General features: G+C 72.1%; 18 protein-coding genes. 9 read left to right on the plus strand and 9 right to left on the minus strand.

Annotated features, from left to right (window positions below; all coding sequences use genetic code 11):
* Positions 1-25 precede the first annotated feature (25 nt).
* Both LUM46_RS11345 and LUM46_RS11350 read left to right on the plus strand, forming a co-directional pair.
* Positions 26-1,309 (plus strand): NAD(P)/FAD-dependent oxidoreductase, encoded by a 1,284-nt coding sequence (locus LUM46_RS11345; RefSeq protein WP_274994017.1) that lies wholly within the window; start codon positions 26-28, stop codon positions 1,307-1,309.
* A gap of 81 nt (positions 1,310-1,390) precedes the next feature.
* Entirely contained in the window at positions 1,391-1,978 is a 588-nt protein-coding gene (locus tag LUM46_RS11350) for a 1-acyl-sn-glycerol-3-phosphate acyltransferase (RefSeq protein ID WP_274994019.1), read from the plus strand.
* 63 nt (positions 1,979-2,041) lie between these two features.
* On the opposite strand, the gene LUM46_RS11355 is transcribed toward LUM46_RS11350, so the two are convergent.
* Together LUM46_RS11355 and LUM46_RS11360 are read right to left on the minus strand one after the other, a co-directional pair.
* Complete coding sequence (locus tag LUM46_RS11355; RefSeq protein ID WP_274994020.1) at positions 2,042-2,605, minus strand: redoxin domain-containing protein; 564 nt, start codon at positions 2,603-2,605, stop codon at positions 2,042-2,044.
* Positions 2,606-2,664: 59 nt separating this feature from the next.
* Complete coding sequence (locus LUM46_RS11360) at positions 2,665-3,396, minus strand: TetR/AcrR family transcriptional regulator (protein ID WP_274994021.1); 732 nt, start codon at positions 3,394-3,396, stop codon at positions 2,665-2,667.
* A gap of 93 nt (positions 3,397-3,489) precedes the next feature.
* Here LUM46_RS11360 and LUM46_RS11365 point away from each other — a divergent pair, with 93 nt between their 5' ends.
* Positions 3,490-3,867 carry a VOC family protein gene (locus LUM46_RS11365; protein WP_274994022.1) on the plus strand — a complete coding sequence of 126 codons (378 nt, stop codon included), beginning with the start codon at positions 3,490-3,492 and terminating at the stop codon, positions 3,865-3,867.
* Between the two features lie 107 nt (positions 3,868-3,974).
* Here the strand turns inward: LUM46_RS11365 and LUM46_RS11370 are convergent, their stop codons facing one another.
* Positions 3,975-4,451 (minus strand): TIGR03668 family PPOX class F420-dependent oxidoreductase, encoded by a 477-nt coding sequence (locus LUM46_RS11370; RefSeq protein WP_274994023.1) that lies wholly within the window; start codon positions 4,449-4,451, stop codon positions 3,975-3,977.
* A 33-nt stretch (positions 4,452-4,484) separates the two neighbouring features.
* On the opposite strand from LUM46_RS11370, the gene LUM46_RS11375 reads away from it, so the two are divergent.
* Positions 4,485-5,606, plus strand: coding sequence for a P1 family peptidase (locus tag LUM46_RS11375; protein ID WP_274994024.1), 1,122 nt, complete (start codon positions 4,485-4,487; stop codon positions 5,604-5,606).
* Here LUM46_RS11375 and LUM46_RS11380 read toward each other — a convergent pair.
* From LUM46_RS11380 to LUM46_RS11390, 3 genes are read right to left on the minus strand one after another with little or no spacing between them, the layout of a single operon-like run.
* A complete protein-coding gene (locus LUM46_RS11380) occupies positions 5,576-6,262 on the minus strand; it encodes an SIMPL domain-containing protein (RefSeq protein WP_274994025.1) in 687 nt (228 codons plus the stop codon). The two genes, LUM46_RS11375 and LUM46_RS11380, sit on opposite strands and share 31 nt — an antisense overlap.
* Before the next feature lie 52 nt (positions 6,263-6,314).
* The gene (locus tag LUM46_RS11385; RefSeq protein WP_274994027.1) at positions 6,315-7,403 is read right to left on the minus strand and encodes a winged helix DNA-binding domain-containing protein; all 1,089 of its coding nucleotides are present in this window, start codon (positions 7,401-7,403) and stop codon (positions 6,315-6,317) included.
* The gene (locus LUM46_RS11390; RefSeq protein ID WP_274994028.1) at positions 7,387-8,010 is read right to left on the minus strand and encodes a DUF4126 domain-containing protein; all 624 of its coding nucleotides are present in this window, start codon (positions 8,008-8,010) and stop codon (positions 7,387-7,389) included. The genes LUM46_RS11385 and LUM46_RS11390 overlap by 17 nt, the downstream gene beginning before the upstream one ends.
* A gap of 201 nt (positions 8,011-8,211) precedes the next feature.
* On the opposite strand from LUM46_RS11390, the gene LUM46_RS11395 reads away from it, so the two are divergent.
* Genes LUM46_RS11395 through LUM46_RS11405 form a run of 3 tightly spaced genes read left to right on the plus strand, consistent with a single transcriptional unit; the run spans position 8,212 to position 10,692 of the window.
* Positions 8,212-8,667 (plus strand): anthrone oxygenase family protein, encoded by a 456-nt coding sequence (locus LUM46_RS11395; protein WP_274994029.1) that lies wholly within the window; start codon positions 8,212-8,214, stop codon positions 8,665-8,667.
* Between the two features lie 41 nt (positions 8,668-8,708).
* A complete protein-coding gene (locus LUM46_RS11400; protein ID WP_274994030.1) occupies positions 8,709-9,764 on the plus strand; it encodes a diaminopropionate ammonia-lyase in 1,056 nt (351 codons plus the stop codon).
* A 37-nt stretch (positions 9,765-9,801) separates the two neighbouring features.
* Positions 9,802-10,692: a methyltransferase domain-containing protein gene (locus tag LUM46_RS11405; RefSeq protein ID WP_274994032.1), complete on the plus strand. Its 891-nt coding sequence runs from the start codon at positions 9,802-9,804 to the stop codon at positions 10,690-10,692.
* Between the two features lie 96 nt (positions 10,693-10,788).
* On the opposite strand, the gene LUM46_RS11410 is transcribed toward LUM46_RS11405, so the two are convergent.
* On the minus strand, positions 10,789-11,379 hold the full coding sequence (locus tag LUM46_RS11410; RefSeq protein ID WP_274994034.1) for an HhH-GPD-type base excision DNA repair protein: 591 nt from the start codon (positions 11,377-11,379) through the stop codon (positions 10,789-10,791).
* 95 nt (positions 11,380-11,474) lie between these two features.
* On the opposite strand from LUM46_RS11410, the gene LUM46_RS11415 reads away from it, so the two are divergent.
* Both LUM46_RS11415 and LUM46_RS11420 read left to right on the plus strand, forming a co-directional pair.
* Positions 11,475-12,134, plus strand: a complete 660-nt coding sequence (locus tag LUM46_RS11415) for a hypothetical protein (protein ID WP_274994035.1) — start codon at positions 11,475-11,477, stop codon at positions 12,132-12,134.
* The gene (locus tag LUM46_RS11420; RefSeq protein ID WP_274994036.1) at positions 12,131-12,904 is read left to right on the plus strand and encodes a hypothetical protein; all 774 of its coding nucleotides are present in this window, start codon (positions 12,131-12,133) and stop codon (positions 12,902-12,904) included. Before LUM46_RS11415 ends, LUM46_RS11420 begins: the two co-directional genes overlap by 4 nt.
* 38 nt (positions 12,905-12,942) lie before the next feature.
* Here LUM46_RS11420 and LUM46_RS11425 read toward each other — a convergent pair whose 3' ends face one another.
* On the minus strand, positions 12,943-13,464 hold the full coding sequence (locus LUM46_RS11425) for an alpha/beta fold hydrolase (RefSeq protein ID WP_274994037.1): 522 nt from the start codon (positions 13,462-13,464) through the stop codon (positions 12,943-12,945).
* Positions 13,464-14,429 (minus strand): GNAT family N-acetyltransferase, encoded by a 966-nt coding sequence (locus LUM46_RS11430; RefSeq protein WP_274994038.1) that lies wholly within the window; start codon positions 14,427-14,429, stop codon positions 13,464-13,466. The genes LUM46_RS11425 and LUM46_RS11430 overlap by 1 nt, the downstream gene beginning before the upstream one ends.
* Between the last annotated feature and the right edge of the window lie 62 nt (positions 14,430-14,491).

The raw sequence follows: 14,491 nt of genomic DNA on the forward strand, positions 1-14,491 counted from the left end.
CCGCAGCCGGTCTAGGGTCGAGCACGTGGCCGGAGACGACGCACCGCGGATCCTTGTCGTGGGTGGTGGCCCCACCGGTGCCGCGACGGCGATCGCGCTGCGCCGCGAGCTGCCCGGTGCACACGTGACGCTGGTCGACAAGGCGACGTTCCCCCGCGACAAGACATGCGGGGACGGCCTGGGTCCCGGCGCCAGGAGGGTGCTCGACGGGCTCGGTCTGACAGGGCTGCTCGAGCAGTTCCACATGCCGATGTCGGTGGCGATCAGCGGCCCGGGCGGGGTCGAGGCGGTCGCGCGCGGACCGATCATGGAGGGCCGCGACCTCGCCGGGTACGTCACGCCCCGGCTCGCCCTGGACGAGCTCCTCCTCACCGCGGTGCGGGAGCGCGGCGCGGAGGTCCACGAGGGCGTCGCGTTCGAGGGCATGACGCCGACGGGCGTGGGCGAGCTGGTCACCCTCTCCGGACGCGAGGAGGTCTTCGACCTGGTGGTGGGCGCGGACGGCGCCTACTCCGGCGTCCGGCGCGCGATGGGCGTCGAACGCCCTGCGATGCGGCACACCCACATCGCCATGCGCGCCTACGGGACGGTGACCCACCCGGACAAGCCCGTGAGCGACACGCTCCGGTTCGACTTCCTGGAGACGCTCCTGCCGGTCTACGGCTGGGTCTTCCCGCTGCCGGACGACGGTGCGAACCTCGGCGTCGGCATCCCGGTCGACCACCTCAAGCGACAGACCGCGCGGCACGGACGCACGCTGCGCGACCTCTTCGACCTGTACGTCGAGGACCTGGAGCGGCGCGGTTTCGCCGTGTCCGGGCTGGAGCGGGTCGCCGCCCACCAGCTCCCGCACGCCGCGGCCCGCACCCCGATGACGGCGCGGGGGCGGTCGGCGGTCCTGCTGGGTGACGCCGCAGCGACCATCAACCCACTGAGCGGCGAGGGCATCTTCTACGGCATGGCGGCCGGGGTGCAGCTCGCGGAGCATCTCGGGACGCTGGACCGGGTGGGCGAGACCTGGCGGGGCGACGGGCTCGCCGCCGCACTGACCGGGTTCGAACGCGCGCACCGGCGCCGGTTCGGGCGGCACTACCGGGAGTGCTACCTGGCGCAGCAGCTCATGAGGTCCCGGTTCTGGGCGGGCATCGCGACCCGCGCCGTCGCGGCCTCCGACGACGCGATGGCCCACGTGGCGCTCATGCTCTTCGACGAGCAGTCGGCGGGTTCGCGCGGCCTGGTGCGCCTCGCGGCGAACAGCCTGCGTCCGCTGCTGCCGGGCCGGGAACGGGCGGTCCGGGCGGGGCGTTGAGCGTGCGCCGGATCTGTCAGAATGAGGATTCTGCGTTTTTCCTGAGGTTTCACCCGATCCATCTTTGACTCGAGGACGACGATGTCACGCACCATCCGCCGGGCCGTCGCGCGACTGATCTGGGCCGTCACCGGCTACCGGATGCGCTCGGAACCCGCCCCGACCCGGCCCACGGTGTTCATCGGCGCACCGCACACGTCCAACACGGACTTCTTCCTCATGCTGGCCATCGCGTTCGAGCTGGACCTCAAGATCCGGTTCCTCATCAAGGACTCCTGGTTCAAGGGCCCCATGGCGGGCCTCATGCGGTCGCTGGGCGGCATCCCCGTCGACCGCAACGACCCGGCGAGCATCGTCGAGGAGATCCTCGGCGCCGTCGAGCGGGGCGAGGAGTTCCACCTGGTCGTGACGCCGGAGGGGACGCGCGGCGCCGGTTCGGGCTACTGGAAGTCGGGCTTCTACCGCATCGCGCTCAAGTCCGGGTTCCCGGTGACGCTCGGATACGTGGACGGCGTGGCCAAGGTCGCCGGCCTCGGTCCGAGCGTCCAGCTCACCGGCGACGTCCGTGCCGACATGGGCGTGATCCGCGCGTTCTACGCGGACAAGTCCGGCGTCCGGCCGGCCAACCGCACGGAACCCCGCCTCCGCTCCGAAGACCAGGACGGCTGAGTGCTGGATATCTGTGGGATCTGAGCCGTAGAACCCACAGATATCCAGCACTCAACGGGTGGGTCACATGGTGAGCGAGGTGACCTCGTCCGGGATCTCCATGGGGTCCATGGGGCCGTGGTGGGTGACCTCGCCGTGGTCGTCGATCAGCACGACGTCGCCGTCTGCCATCACACCGAAGTGCGAGGCGAGGTCACCCATGCCGTCCTCGAGCTGGGTGACGCCGCTGACGTCGGCGAGCGGGTCGTCCATGGGGTCGCTGTCCTTGCCGGCGACGGAGAGCAGCTCCACGCCGTCGACGTCGGAGAGGGCGGCGGCGGTGTCGGCGCACGTGTCGCACATCTCGGACCAGAAGAAGACGACGGCGGGGCTGCCCGCGAGCTCGGTTCCCTCGAAGGTGTCGCCGCTCGCGGTGGTGGCGGTGAAGTCGAGGGCGTCGGACATCATGTCGTCCTCGGCCATCTCGCCGTCCATCGGGGACTCCGACATGTCATCCATCGGGCTCTCGGACATCATGTCGTCGGACGCCTCGCTGCCGCCCGGCTCCTCGGCCGAACCGCACGCAGCAAGGGTGAAGGCGCAGGTCAGAGCTATGGCGGCGACGGCGCCGCGGCGTAGTGTTCTCATGCCGCCGACGCTAGGCGCGCTCCGCGGCGAACAACCCTTACGGCCTGCTTACCGGCTCCTTACGCGCCCGGCCCGGCGGCGGCCTGACCCAGCGAGTCGAGCACGCGGGCCAGCCCGAACTCCCAGGCATGGGCCGGGCTGGAGGCCGCGTTCATCTCCTGGCCGGCGGCGCCACCGACTCGCTGGGCCAGCGGGTAGCCGTCGCCCAGGTACTCCGCGAGCCGGCCGGCCCACCGGGCCCAGGTCTGCGGCATCTCGTCGGCCCGCGGGGCGCGACGGCGCGCGCGGGCGGCGGCCCGCACGAAGTCGAGCACGAAGGTGAGGGCCGCGTCGCGGGCGACGTCGTCCAGGGGCAGCGGGTCCAGGGCGTGCAGCTCGTGGTCGTACTTGGCGATGGTGCCGGGACCGAACGCCGTGCGGTCGTCGTCGATCTCCAGCAGCCAGGGGTGCTCGAGGTGGAGCGCCAGGTTCGTGTCCGCGACCTGGCGCACGCGGGTGCGCCAGCTCGCCGTCCCGTAGGCGGGCCGCAACATGCGCGCGGAGACGGCGTCGGCCATCAGGACCAGCAGGTCGTCGCGGCCGTTCACGTGCGTGTAGACCGACATCGTCGAGATGCCCAGGGCGTCGCCGAGGCGCCGGACGGTGACGGCGGCGAGGCCCTCGGCGTCGGCCAGCGCGCAGGCGGCGTCGACGACGGCGCCCGTCGTCACGCGCGACCGCGGACCGCGCGTGCCGCCCTGCGGGGCGGCCGGGTGATCGCGCCAGAGCAGGTCGATCAGCTCGCGGGGCATGGGTCTCCAGGATCGGGGTGACAGGCCGGGAACATTCTGCAATCATCCTACGTTGTACGCCGTACGAAGTTAATCTCGACGCGAGGAGTTCGCTTGAAGATCACCGAGACCGCCCTGTCCCTCAACGTGCCCGACGTCGCCGCGTCCGCCGAGTTCGCGAAGCAGCACTTCGGGTTCACCGAGGCCATGTCCGCAGACGGCTTCGTGGCGCTCACGCACCCCACGGCGGGCGTCAACATCGTGTTCCTCCGTGTCGGCCTGGGCACCTTCAAGCCCGAGCGCATCGCCGGACCTGCCGGGCAGGGTCTGCTCGTCGCGTTCGTCGTGGAGGACGTCGACACCGAGTTCGCGCGCATCTCCGCCGCGGGGGCGGAGGTCGTCACGCCGCCCGAGACCGAGCCCTGGGGTGAGCGCTACTGCCAGTTCGCCGACCCGAACGGGATCGTCTGGCAGCTCGTCCACTGGGTGTGACGGGCCGGCTCTTCCCCTTCGAGGTCAACCCTGCTCCCTTCTGAAGCGTTTCAGAACGGAGAAACTTTGGCCTCGAAGGGGAAGGCTCCGCCCCGTGCGGGCGGCGGCTACCCGTGAGCCCAGCCGGACCACCGGGTCACCCGAACCCTGATCAGCGGGCCGTCCGGGCGGTGGTCGCGGTACTGCGGGTACCGCGCGGCGAGCGCATCGAGCGCCGCCGCGCGGGCCCGGCCCTCGTGCTCGACGGCCGCCGGCCCGTCGGCGCGGACCCACCACAGCTGCGCCCAGTCGTCGTCGTACCGGTCCACGAGGAACGTGACCCGCGGGTTCTCCGTGAGGTTGCGCAGGCGCTTCAGGTCGCTGGTGGCCTTGGGCTTGTGGTCGACGGCGACAACGATCTCGTCCGCCGTCGGCGCGCCCGCCCCGGCGTCGGCCGTAGGGCCGTGCGCAGGCGGGCGTGCGGCGCTGAGCAGGGCGAACGTCACCGGCACGAGGTGCGGCACACCGTCGGCGTCGGCGGTGGCGAGGTAGGCGTGCCGGGCCGCGGCGAAGCGGGAGCGGCAGTCGTCGGCATGGAGGCGCACGCTGCCATTGTGCCGATCACCGATGCTGTAGCCATGGGAGACGACGGACAGCGCCCCCGGCGGGCGCGCGACCTCGGGATCGTCGTGGGCGCGCTGCCCACCGGACCGCACAACGCCCTGACCGACGTGCCCGGCGTGCGCGTGGGGCACACCACCATCGTGGACGCGCCTCGGCTCCACACCGGGGTCACGGCGATCGTGCCCGAAGCCCTCGGCCCGGACCGGCGCACCCTGCCGTGCGGGCTGTTCGTCGGCAACGGGTTCGGCAAGCTGGTCGGCGCCACACAGGTCGCCGAGCTCGGTGCGATCGAGACGCCGATCCTGCTGACGGCGACACTCAGCGCCTTCCGCGTCGCGGACGCGCTGGTGACGTACATGCTCGCGCAGCCGGGCCACGAGGAGACCCGCACCCTCAACCCCGTGGTCGGCGAGACCAACGACGGCCGTCTCAGCGACATCCGCGCCCGGCCCGTCACGGAGGCGCACGTGCTCGCCGCGCTCGACGGCGCGACGTCCGGCCCGCCCGACGAGGGCTGCGTCGGTGCCGGGACGGGGACCATGGCTCTCGGGTTCAAGGGCGGGATCGGCACCTCGTCGCGCGTGGTCGACGGCTGGACGGTGGGTGCCCTGGTGCAGGCCAACTTCTCGGGCACGCTGACCGTGCGGGGCGTCCTGGTCCCGGCCGACGGCGCCGACGTGGCGCCGTTGTCTGCCGGCCAGCCCTGCTCCGCCGGCCGGCCTGCCTCCGCCGAGCAGCCCGAGGGCAACTCCTGCATGATCGTCGTCGCCACGGACGCGCCGCTGGACGCGCGGCAGCTCGGCCGGGTGGCACGCCGGGCGGTGTTCGCGATGGCGCGCGTCGGGTCCGACTTCGCGGGCGGCAGCGGCGACTACGCGCTGGCGTTCAGCACGCCGGGCGCACCGCCGTCGGACAGCACCGCGGACGCGGGCAGCGTGGACGAGCACGGCCTGGACCCCATCTTCGCCGCGACCATGGACGCCGTGGAGGAGGCCTTGCTCAACGCCCTGCTGCGGGCCACCACCACCGTGGGGCACCGCGGCACAGCGACCGCCGTGCCCCACGACCTGGTGCTGAGCCGTCTGCGCGCGGCCGGCGTGCTGCCTCAGCCCTCGGCGGGCGCGCCCGCCTCGTAGTCGGCGGACAGTGTGATCTCGACGTCGATGTCCCGGGGCTGGAGCTCGACGTGCGGGCCGCCGCCGGCCTCGGCCATGGCGCCGGCCCGCATGGCGTACATCGGGCCGTTCCCGCCGCCGTTGCCGCCACCGCGCAAGCCCGCCTCGTAGATGGCGACGGGTGCCACCGGGCCGAGGCCCAGGGCGTCCGCGTACGACTGCGCGCGCACCACCGTCTCCTCGGCGGCCTCGATCCGGGCCTCGGCCTGGAGCGCCTTGCGGGTCTCGTCGGTCAGGTCCCACCTGATCCGGTCGACCTCGACCCCCTCGACGTCCATGACGTCGGCGAGCCAGGTCGACAGCGTCTCGAAGTCGCGGAACGTGACCGACAGCCGTGCCGACGCGCGGAACCGCCGCACCCGCTGCTTGCCGCCCGTCTGGGAGCTCTTGACCCGGTCGTCGTAGACGTACGAGTGCACCGAGTCCGCGTCCCACCGTTCGGCGGCGCCCGTCGAGACGTGCTCCTTGACCTGGTCCACGAGGATGGTGTGGGTCCTGGCCACCTGGTCCACCACGTCGTTCCGGAGCGTGCCCGAGAACGCGACGTGCAGGTTGACGGTGCCCCGCTCCGCGGGGTGCGAGCGCGTGGCCTGGCCTTCGACGGCGATGCGAGTCATGTGCGGAGTCTGCCGACTACGCCCCGACCTGCGCCACCCCGGCGGCCGGGCGTCAGCCGATCGTGCCCTTGGCCACCGGGCCGCGCGCCAGGGTCGGCTCCAGCCCGCAGAACTCCCCGTAGCGGGCGGCCTCGGCCTCGATCGCGGCCCACACCTCGGGTGCCGGCTCCTCGGTGAGATCGACGGTGATGTCCACGCTCTGCGCCGTGAGGGTCCGGGACCAGCCTCCGGCGATCATCCCGTCCACCGTGACGAGCCCCGTGTACAGCCAGCGGCTCGGCATCGCGTCCCGGGCCAGCGGGGGCCAGCCCTTGAAGTCGTGGCAGAAGAGCTCGTCGTACACCGACAGCAGCCGGACGGTGCCTACCGGAGCGGGTTCGGGCAGGCCGCCGTCGGTCCAGAGGGTCAGGCCACCCAGCTCGTGGCGCGTGAGTCCGGCGTCGGCCACCGCGGCGCGCGCCGCCGTCTTGGTGAGCGTGCCCCACCAGGCGGCGTCCTCGGCGCGGCACGGGCCGTGGCCTCGCACGTACGCGCGCACCAGGTGGATGCGCGCCTCGTCCTCGTCCCATGCCTTCTGCTCCGGGAGCAGCCGGTACGTGGCCTGCTTGCCCCGCATCGGTCCGCTCGCGACCAGCAGGTCGAGCTCCGCGTGCATCATCACCTGGCCCAGGTGCCAGGTGTCGAGCGGTGCGCCCTCCGCCTCGGCGAGCACCACCCCGATCTCCTTGCGGGTGAGCGGTCCGCCCGTCAGCGCCTCGGCGATCACCGCGTGCCGGCGGGGGAGGAGCGAGTGGTCGAAGCCGCGTGGCCGCTCCGCCGACAGCATCGCCCGGCGCACCCGCGGCGCGGTGGCGGTCATCAGGGGTGCGAGGTCCTCGGGCACCACGTAGTGCCAGGTGGGGCGAAGGACGTGGGTGCGCACGATCGAGCCGTCGGCGAGCGCGGCCTGGACGTCGGCGAGCGGGGCGGGGGTGGCCAGGCGCTGCGCCACGCCCCACGCGGAGGAGTGCAGCTCCTGCGACTGGACCGCGCCCAGCCGGGCGATGACGCCGGGGACGCCGTCGGCCGGACGCAGCGCGCCCAGGCCCACGGAGGTGAGCCGGGCGCGCTGGATCGCACGGACGTCAGACGTAGTAGGCATCTTCGCCGCCGTGACCGGCCGCCCGGGCGCGCCGGTGCTTCACCAGGCTTCGGATCAGCATGATCACACCGATCACGAACAGGATCATCACGGGGATGATCGCGAGCGGGGCGAGGACGGACAGGAAGCCGAGGCCGATGCTCGTGACGTCCTCCGCGGCGCTCACCGCGGGAGCCGCGGTGCCGCCGGAGACGGTGTTGGCCACCACCCGTCCACCTGCCTTCGCGGCATGCGTGCCGAGCGCCAGGACGATGCCCGAGACGATCGGGATCCACTGCCCGGACTGCACGAACGTGCTCGGGTCGGTGACCGTGGTCGTCTCCGACATCGAGCCGGCCCCGAACGCGATGCCGCCCGCGGTGGGTCGGATGAACGTCTGCACCACGTCGTTGATCGAGTCCAGCACCGGGATCTTGTCCGCCGCGAACTCGAGCACCAGGAGGACGGTCAGGATGGCGAGGACCCAGCCGTTCTCCAGCCACGCCCACGTACCCGGCAGCTGCACCAGGTCCGTGAAGCGCGACAGCACGCCGAGGAAGATGAGCGGGATCCATGCGTTGAGGCCCGCTGACAAGGCGAGTCCGGTTCCGGTGGCAATTTCGAGCATGACTCGAAGTGTTCCACGGCATACCGACACTCTGGGGGTCGAAAGTGTCCGGTGTGCCCGATCTGTTATCAGAGTGCCGCGTGCGGCCCACGCCCGGCCGGGGTGCGCTCCGGGGATGCCCGTAACGCCTGGAACATGCGCTCCCGCCGTGCAAGAGTTGCTCCCGTTCACCGCACTGGTGTGCTGACCGGGAGGCAGCTGATGGTCTGGACGATCTTCGCCGTGGCATCGGTGGTGCTGCTGGGGGTCTCTGCGGGTGTGTTCTACGGGTTCTCGTCGTTCATCATGAGCGGCCTCGCCCGTGCCTCCGACGACGCCGCCGGCGCCGGGATGAGCGGTATCAACGAGACGGCGCTGCTGCCGCCGTTCATGAGCGTCTTCTTCGGCGCGCTCCTCGTCCCCGCGGGGACCGGCATCTGGGGCCTCGTCGAGGGGCGCGACGGCGGCGCGTGGGTCCTCGCGGCCGCCGCCGTGTACCTGGTGGGCACCTTCGGCGTGACCGCGGCCCTGAACGTGCCCCTCAACAACCGGCTCCTCGGCGCCCACGACAAGGGCGCCGGCTGGCGCGCCTACTGGCGGCCGTGGACGGCGTGGAACCACGTGCGCACTGGCGCGGGCATCGTGGCGACGGTGCTCGCGGCGGTCGGGCTGCTCTGACGGGTCGGCCTCCGGTGGTGGCGTCGGGGACAATCGATCTCATGTCCCCTCTCGACTTCCACCGCAGCCTGCCCGGATACCGGCCGACCCCGTTGCGGGACGTACCCCGGCTCGCGGCAGAGCTCGGCGTCGGGCGGGTGCTGGTGAAGGAGGAGTCGAGCCGGCTGGGGCTGCCCGCGTTCAAGGTGCTCGGCGCCTCCTACGCGACGGCGCGCGCCCTGGCGGAGCGGTTCGGCCTGCCCGCGGCCACGCTGGACGCGGTGCGCGCCGCAGTCCGCGGCAGCACCGTCCGGCTGTACGCCGCGACGGACGGCAACCACGGCCGCGCCGTCGCGCACGTGGCCGCCATGGTCGGGGCCGGCGCGACGATCTACTACCCGCCGGGCATCACGGAGGCGGCCAAGAAGGCCATCGCCACGGAGGGCGCGCGGGCTGTCGAGGTCGACGGCGACTACGACGACGTCGTGGCCCGCGCCGCCGCCGACGCGGCCGCCGACCCGGAGGCGGTGCTGGTGCAGGACACGTCCTGGCCCGGGTACACGGACGTCCCGCAGTGGATCGTCGACGGGTACTCGACGTTGTGCCGGGAGGCCGACGACCAGCTCGCCGCCCTCGGCGTCGCCGGGCCCGACCTGGTGGTCGTGCCGGTGGGCGTTGGCTCGTTCGCCCAGGCGGTGGTCGCTCACTACCGCGGACCGGGGGCCGACGGCGGCACGCTGCTCGCCGTCGAGCCCGACCGTGCCGCCGGGCTGGTCGCGTCGCTGCGCGCCGGCAGGCTGGTGACGGCCCCGACCGGCGACACGATCATGACCGGGCTCAACTGCGGCACCGTCTCCGCGCTCGCGTGGCCGGTCCTGCGGGACGGGCTGGACGGAGCCGTCACCGTCTCCGACGACCAGGCGGCCACAGCCGTCGAGGACCTGGCGCGGCTCGGCGTCGACTCGGGGCCCTGCGGCGCGGCGACCCTGGCGGCGGCGCGCCTGGTGCTGGGACAGGCCGGGTGGCGCGAGGCGATCGGCCTGCGCCCCGACGCCGTCGTGCTGCTCCTGTCGACCGAGGGCCGGGCGGCGAACCCGGTCCCGGAGGACCGGGTCTGACCCGGTACTCCCCAAACACCGCTGCCAGGAGCTGCTCGTGCCCGTCTCCCTTCCCGCCGCCCTCGACCCGATCCTGCCCCTGCTGCGCTGCCCGTCCTGCGGCGAGGGGCTGTCGTCCGGTGACGGCGCCCTGCACTGCCCGCGACGGCACAGCTTCGACCTCGCCCGGCACGGGTACGTCGGCCTGCTGACCGGCGCCCGGGCGACCAGCGGTGACGACGGGCCGATGGCCCGCGCCCGCCGGGACTTCCTGGCCGCCGGTCGTTATGCGCCCGTCCGGGACGCGGTGGCCGGGCTCGCCAGCGAGGCGGGGCGCTCCGGGCGCTCCGGCGGCTCCGCGGTGGCCGGCCGGGCGGCACGGCCGGCCACCGTCGTCGACGTCGGCTGCGGCACCGGCTACTACCTCGCGGGTGTGCTCGACGCCCTGCCCGACGCCGTCGGCCTCGGCCTGGACACCTCGGCGCACGCCCTGCGCGTGGCGGCCAAGGCGCACGCGCGCGCAGCGGCGGCGACGTGGGACGTCTTCCGGCCGTTCCCGATCGCGTCCGAGCAGGTGGACGTGGTGCTCGACGTGTTCGCGCCGCGCAACCCCGCCGAGTTCCACCGGGTGCTCCGTCCGGGCGGTGTCCTGGTCGTGGTGCGTCCCTTCGGCGGCCACCTGGCCGAGCTGCGCAGCCAGGTCACACAGATGGTGACCGTGGACCCGGACAAGGAGCGGCGCCTGCACCAGGCGCTGGACCCGTACTTCGAGGCGGCGCGCACGGTGGAGGTCGAGTACACGACACCGCTGACCCGGCAGGAGACAGTCGACCTGGTGCTGATGACGCCGAGCGCGCGCCACGTCACGGCGACGGAGCTGGCCGACGACGGCGACCTCCCCGAGCAGGTGACGGTGTCGGTGCTGGCGACGGCCTACCGGCGGCGGTGACCTGGCGGCGTGCTCGGCGTGCGACCTCGTCCGCGCTCGGCGCGATCACGACGCTTCCTTGTGCAGAGGTGCCCTGTCTTCCTGCGGCCGGCTCCGTCAGGACTCTTTCGCCGCGGCCTTCTGCGCCTTCTTGAACGCGCGGACCTCCAGCAGTGCCTCGGCGCTGGTCACGTCTGCGATCGAGCGGTGCGAGCCCTCCTCGCCGAACTCGCCCGCCGCCTCGCGCCAGCCCTCCGGCTGGACGTCGCGCTGCTTGCCGAGCAGGGCGAGGAAGATCTTGGCCTTGCGCTCCCCGTAGCCGGGCAGGGCGTTGAGCCGCCCCCGCACCTCGCGCCCGGTCGGGGCGCCGCCGTCGGCGCCGGGTGCGGTCCAGATCTTGGCGGCGTCGCCGTCGTACTCCTCGACGATCGTGCGCGCGAGCTCCTGCACCCGCCCCGCCATGGACCGGCCGTACCGGTGGATCGCCGGGGGAGTGGTCGCCATGGTCGTGAACTCGTCCGGATCGGCCTCCGCGATGGCATGCACGTCGAAGCCGCCCATGCGCTCGCGGATCTTGGCCGGTCCGGCGAACGCATGCTCCATGGGGAACTGTTGGTCCAGCAACATGCCGACAAGGAGCGCGAACGGGTCCTCGCTCAGCAGCTTGTCCGTGTCGGGGTCACCGGTGATCCAGAGCTGGGTAGCCATGTCTCCATCTTGCCTCGTATCCGAGCGGTTGGTGACGGGTCGGAGCGGGAGGCGTCGCATTGACAGTTAAATTCGCATAGGCGAAACTATCTGTCATGTCGTTGCTCGCTGTGGGTGAGGTTGCGGAGCGCCTGGGTATCTCAACCCGTCAGGTGCAGCATCTGGTTGCACACGGTGAGTTGCGCCAGGTTGCCAGAGGCGTCCTAGACGAGACGTCGGTCGACCAGTTCCTCGCGGTGCGCGGTAACGCGGCTCGGACCCAGGCATGGTCTGAGCCGACGGCGTGGGGAGCCATCGCGATCTTGTCCGGTCAGGTGCCCCAGTGGATGGGCGGCACCCAACGTTCCCGCCTCAAAGCACGTCTTCGAGGCATGTCAGCCGCCGGGCTGGTCGAGCGCGCACGGAATCGTGCCGAGGCTGTCCGATTCGCCGGGCATCCCGCGGGCATCGAGAGGATTCGGGCCGAGATCGTCGACACCTCGCGTGTGGCAGTGGTGCTTGGGCTTGCTACGACTACGACCGTCGATGGCTACGTCGCTCGTGAAGACCTCAACAACATCCTGGTCCGGCACGGTCTGATGCAGGACACTTCCGGGCAGTTCATCCTGCGTGCGACGGCGATGGACCTGACCGTCGTCCGTGACCTTTCCGAAGGCGGCGTTGTCCTTGCTGCTCTCGACCTTGCTGGGTCGCTCGACTCGCGTGAGCGCGCGGTAGGCCGTGCGGCCCTCGACAAAGCGCTGAGGCAGCTGTGACTGGTCGATCTGTCATCGACGTTGCGGCACCGCCGGGCGGATGGGGTGCCCCCTGGTCGAATGTCGCCGAGATCGAGGGCGCGCTCTCTCACGAGAAGTGGACGCTGGTCGGTGGCCTGATGGCGCAACTGCACGCGATCCATTCCGGCATCGACGCGATCCGACCGACCAACGACGTCGACATCGTCCTTCATGTGGAGACGACCCGTGGCGTTGTCTCCACTGCCGCCTCGGCGCTGGAAGGTCTTGGCTACTCGCTGAGCCCGTCGTTCGATCCACGAGAGCGGATCGCCCACCGATTCACGCGCGGCGAGGCCAAGGTGGATCTTGTCACCAGCGCGCCCGACGTTGTTGACGTTCTCGTGGCGGACCACCATGCCCCGAGCGTCGCAGAAAAACTCCATGGACACGAAATGGTCGCTATCGAAGGCGGTACCCAGGCTCTGAATCGCACGGTCAATGCACGCTTGGTCATCAGCCCCGAGCGCACAACAACAGTCAGCGTGCCTGGCGTCTTCGGTGCGATCGTGCTCAAGTCGGCCGCCTACCAAGTCGACTCCCGGGACCCTGACCGCCATCTGCGAGACGCGGCGCTCCTGCTGTGTTGTCTCGCTGACCCATATGCGGAGCGCGAGCACTTCGCAGGCTCGGACAAGCAGCGTTTGCAGACACTCGTCCGAAACTTGCCGGATGACGCCCGTGCTTGGCGCGCTATACCCGCCGAGCAGCGACGTAACGGTCAAGCTGCGCTTCGCATTCTGGCAACGTGAGTGCGCACGAGTGAGGCCGCGACGTCTGGTCGGCGCACTCAGGGAATCAGCCGGTCCACGAGCTCCAGGGTGTCCGAGGTGAAGTGCCCGTCGTCGCGCACCACGAGCGTGCCGCCGAGCCGGTCGAACAGGGCCCGGCCCTGGTCGGCGTCGCAGCCGAACTCGTCGGTCACCGAGTTGAGGAAGACCAGCTCCCGGGCGTGCGACCGGATCGCCTCCCAGTCGTAGGCGCCCTGCAGCACCGGCTCGGGCTGGTCGTTCGGCGGCGTCGAGTACCCGGCGACGAGCACCGCCTGCGCCACGGTGACCTCGAGGTGCTCCAACAGCGCCAGCAGCAGGGCGGCCCCTCCCGAGTGCCCCACCAGCACGGTGTCCTCGGTGAACGTGTGCGCGGCCAGGACCTTCGGCAGGAGCTCGGCGACCGGCTCGACGTTGGTGCCCGGATGGTGCGGCGTCTCGACGTCGTACCCACGCGTGCGCAGCCGGTCCGCGAGCCACGGGTACCAGATCCAGCCGGGCTGCGCGCCGGTCCCGTGGAAGATGATCGCCCGGCGTCCCATCAGGCCTCCCTCGCCGCGGGAGCCGGAGCCGGGCCGGAGGCCGGCGCAGGAGCCGCCACCGGCTCCACGACCAGGTTGATCTGGTCCAGCACCGGTTCGAAACCGATCGCCGCGTACACCCGGTTCGAGACCGGGTTGTTCCGGTCCGTGTAGAGGCAGACCCGGTCGCCGGCGTCGAGCGCCCGCTGGGCCACCTCGGCGACCAGCGCCCGGGCGTACCCGCGCCCCCGGTGCGCGGCGGGCGTGTAGACCGGGCCGATCCGGACCACACCGAACGCCGGCGGGCGCAGGCCCGTCAGGTGCACCACCTCGCCGTCGACGTCCCACAGCCAGACGCTGCCCTCCTCGATCCAGCGCGGGGCACCCTCGATGTGCAGCGGCTCCTCCTCCGGCGGCCGCCCCGCCTGGGCGTCGGCCTCCGCGTGGAACACGGCGAACCACGCGCTGACCACGTCGAGGTCGGCGATCGTCGCCTGGCGCGCGCGGCCCGACGGCGCCGGGTCCGGCCGGGTGATGCGCGTCGCCTCCCAGAGCCGGTCGGGACGGTCCTCACGCACGGTGCCGCCCGTGGTCCGCAGCACCTCGCCGGTGAATGCTCGTACCGCGGAGACCGGCCCGTTCGCCGAGGTCAGCGGAGGGTCACCGGCCCGCGCGGTGTGTTCGAGGGCGGTCCGGGCGAGCAGGCGCGCGGCGTCGTCGGGCATGGCCGGGACCCAGACCGTGTGCGGCGCGTGCGGCATCGTCCGCATCGACACGGCGACGACGACGTCGTCCGGGTCCCGCACGACCGCCCACCACATCGGGTGCTCCGGACGAGGGCCACCGGGGGTGAACGTCCGCGCGGCGTAGTGCGTCACGGACGAGACGACGCTCGAGAGCACCGGCTCGGCGGCCAGCAGGTCGCCCGCCACGTCGAGGACGGCCGCCGGATCATCGAGGAGCTCGACGCGGTATGCGGTGGTCATGCGGGAGATCCTGGCACGCGCCACGGTGCGGATCGAGCTGTTTCGCGAGCGAGTCAGAGTGG

It is taken from the genome of Promicromonospora iranensis (assembly GCF_028994805.1).
Classification (GTDB): Bacteria; Actinomycetota; Actinomycetes; order Actinomycetales; family Cellulomonadaceae; genus Promicromonospora; species Promicromonospora iranensis.

Excerpts from the sequence above, each read along its gene's own strand:
- LUM46_RS11350 (WP_274994019.1), top strand. The coding sequence starts at position 1,391 with ATGTCACGCACCATCCGCCGGGCCGTCGCGCGACTGATCTGGGCCGTC.
- LUM46_RS11355 (WP_274994020.1), bottom strand. The coding sequence starts at position 2,605 with ATGAGAACACTACGCCGCGGCGCCGTCGCCGCCATAGCTCTGACCTGC.
- LUM46_RS11360 (WP_274994021.1), bottom strand. The coding sequence starts at position 3,396 with ATGCCCCGCGAGCTGATCGACCTGCTCTGGCGCGATCACCCGGCCGCC.
- LUM46_RS11375 (WP_274994024.1), top strand. The coding sequence starts at position 4,485 with ATGGGAGACGACGGACAGCGCCCCCGGCGGGCGCGCGACCTCGGGATC.
- LUM46_RS11380 (WP_274994025.1), bottom strand. The coding sequence starts at position 6,262 with ATGACTCGCATCGCCGTCGAAGGCCAGGCCACGCGCTCGCACCCCGCG.
- LUM46_RS11385 (WP_274994027.1), bottom strand. The coding sequence starts at position 7,403 with ATGCCTACTACGTCTGACGTCCGTGCGATCCAGCGCGCCCGGCTCACC.
- LUM46_RS11390 (WP_274994028.1), bottom strand. The coding sequence starts at position 8,010 with ATGCTCGAAATTGCCACCGGAACCGGACTCGCCTTGTCAGCGGGCCTC.
- LUM46_RS11395 (WP_274994029.1), top strand. The coding sequence starts at position 8,212 with ATGGTCTGGACGATCTTCGCCGTGGCATCGGTGGTGCTGCTGGGGGTC.
- LUM46_RS11400 (WP_274994030.1), top strand. The coding sequence starts at position 8,709 with ATGTCCCCTCTCGACTTCCACCGCAGCCTGCCCGGATACCGGCCGACC.
- LUM46_RS11410 (WP_274994034.1), bottom strand. The coding sequence starts at position 11,379 with ATGGCTACCCAGCTCTGGATCACCGGTGACCCCGACACGGACAAGCTG.
- LUM46_RS11415 (WP_274994035.1), top strand. The coding sequence starts at position 11,475 with ATGTCGTTGCTCGCTGTGGGTGAGGTTGCGGAGCGCCTGGGTATCTCA.
- LUM46_RS11425 (WP_274994037.1), bottom strand. The coding sequence starts at position 13,464 with ATGGGACGCCGGGCGATCATCTTCCACGGGACCGGCGCGCAGCCCGGC.
- LUM46_RS11430 (WP_274994038.1), bottom strand. The coding sequence starts at position 14,429 with ATGACCACCGCATACCGCGTCGAGCTCCTCGATGATCCGGCGGCCGTC.